The following is a 2,443-nucleotide window of genomic DNA, read 5'->3' as shown; positions in this document are numbered from 1 at the left end:
CTGCTCGTCGGTGGCCTGACGGACGTGTGCATCCACTACACCGCGGCCGACGCGCACCAGCACGACTACGCGGTGCGGGTGCTCACCGACTGCGTCGCCGGCCCGGCCTCCTCTGGTCGGACGCGAACAAGCCGCTCACCAAGGCGGTCCGCGACGCCGGACGGCTGCTCCGCCAGGCGTCCTACGAGCACAGCTACCCGCACTGCTGGCGGTGCCGGAAGCCCCTCATCTACAAGGCCGTGTCCTCGTGGTTCGTGCGGGTCACCGACATCCGCGACCGCATGGGCGAGCTGAACCAGGACATCAACTGGGTGCCGGACAACGTCAAGGACGGCCAGTTCGGCAAGTGGGTCGGGAACGCCATCGACTGGTCGGTGTCGCGCAACCGGTACTTCGGCACGCCGATCCCGGTGTGGCAGTCGGACGACCCCGAGCACCCGCGCACCGACGTGTACGGCTCGCTCGAGGAGATCGAGCGCGACTTCGGTCGCCTGCCCGTGAACGCCGACGGCGAGGTCGACCTGCACCGTCCGTTCATCGACGACCTGACGCGCCCGAACCCGGACGACCCCACCGGGAACTCGACGATGCGCCGGATCACCGACGTGTTCGACGTCTGGTTCGACTCCGGCTCGATGCCGTACGCCCAGGTGCACTACCCGTTCGAGAACCGGGAGTGGTTCGAGTCGCACAACCCGGCCGACTTCATCGTCGAGTACATCGGGCAGACACGCGGCTGGTTCTACGTCATGCACGTGCTGTCCACCGCGCTGTTCGACCGGCCGGCGTACCAGAACGTCATCAGCCACGGCATCGTGCTCGGTTCCGACGGCCAGAAGATGTCGAAGTCGCTCCGCAACTACCCGGACGTCTCCGAGGTGTTCGACCGCGACGGCGCCGACGCCATGCGCTGGTTCCTCATGTCGTCGTCGGTGATCCGCGGCGGCAACCTCGTCGTCACAGAAGAGGGCATCCGCCAGGGCGTCCGCGAGTTCCTGCTGCCGCTCTGGTCGACGTACTACTTCTTCACCCTCTACGCCAACGCCTCCGGGGCGGACGGGTACCAGGCGTCGCGGAGCACGGCGAGCACCGACGTCCTCGACCGCTACCTGCTCGCGAAGACCCGGGTCCTGGTGTCCGACGTGCAGCGGCACCTCGACGCGCTCGACACCCCGCTCGCGGCCCAGGCCGTGCGCGACTTCGCCGACGTCCTGACCAACTGGTACGTGCGCCGCTCCCGCGACAAGTTCTGGCTCGGCGCGGAGTCCTCGCCCGAGGCCCGCGCGGCGTTCGACACGCTGTACACCGTGCTCGAGACGCTCACCCGCGTCGCCGCCCCGCTCGCCCCGCTCGTCACCGAGGAGATCTGGAAGGGCCTGACCGGTGGCCGCAGCGTCCACCTCGAGGACTTCCCGGACGCCGACGAGTTCCCGGCCGACGACGCGCTCGTCGACGCCATGGACCGCGTGCGCGACGTCGCCTCGAAGGGGCTCGCACTCCGCAAGGCGACCGGTCGTCGCGTCCGTCTGCCGCTCGCGACGCTGACGCTCGTCGTCCCCGACCCGGGCGCGATCGAGCCGTTCGCGGACATCCTCCGCGACGAGCTCAACGTGAAGCGGGTCGTGCTCGAGCAGCAGGAGGAGTCCTCGCTCGGCCGGTACGGCATCGAGCGCAAGCTCACCGTGAACGCCCGCGCCGCGGGACCGCGCATCGGCAAGCAGGTCCAGCAGGTGATCCCGGCCGCCAAGCGGGGCGACTGGGTCGCGACCGAGTCCGGCGTCACGGTCGGCGGGATCGACCTCGTCGAGGGCGAGTACACGCTCGACCTCACGGTCGCCGACGACGCCGTCGCGGTGGCCTTCCTCGACGGCGGCGGCTTCGCGGTGCTCGACACCGTGACCACCCCCGAGCTCGAGGCGGAGGGCCTCGCCCGCGACGTCGTGCGTGCCGTCCAGCAGGCCCGTCGCGACGCCGACCTCGACGTGAGCGACCGCATCGTGCTGACCCTCGGGGTGGACGACGTCGCCGACGTGGCGGTCCGCACCCACCAGCAGCTCATCGCGGGGGAGACCCTGGCGACGAGTGTCGAGATCGTGCCCCTCGGGGCCGGTACCACCGCCGACGTCGGTGACGGTGCCAAGGTGTCCGTGGAGGTGGCACGCGCATGAGCGAACACGACGACGAGATCGGCGACGAGACCCCGGACGGCATCGAGATCCCGGTCGGCCCGGTCGGCGACCAGGCTCCGGCCGACACGGTTCCCTACGGCGGGGACGACGACGATGTGAAGCGCGTCGAGGCGGCGCTGTACGCCCGCATCGGCGAGCAGGCACCGGAGCACCGGCTGTCGGCGACCCGGCGTGCCGTGGAGCTCCTCGGCGACCCGCACCTGTCCTACCCGGTGATCCACCTGACCGGCACCAACGGCAAGACCTCGCCGCCC

The 2,443-nt window shown here is 70.5% G+C and carries 2 pseudogenes; both read left to right on the top strand.

The window, feature by feature from the left end:
- Nucleotides 1-104 precede the first annotated feature (104 nt).
- Nucleotides 105-2,168, top strand: a pseudogene (locus I5E_RS26155) (class I tRNA ligase family protein); the annotation flags it as partial.
- Nucleotides 2,165-2,443, top strand: a pseudogene (locus I5E_RS20895) (dihydrofolate synthase); the annotation flags it as partial. The pseudogenes I5E_RS26155 and I5E_RS20895, both read left to right, overlap by 4 nt.

This window comes from Curtobacterium sp. B18 (assembly GCF_000333375.1).
In the GTDB taxonomy this organism is placed as follows: Bacteria; Actinomycetota; Actinomycetes; order Actinomycetales; family Microbacteriaceae; genus Curtobacterium.
The sequence above is the reverse complement of the archived record's forward strand: the minus strand, read 5'-3'. Positions and strand labels throughout refer to the sequence as shown.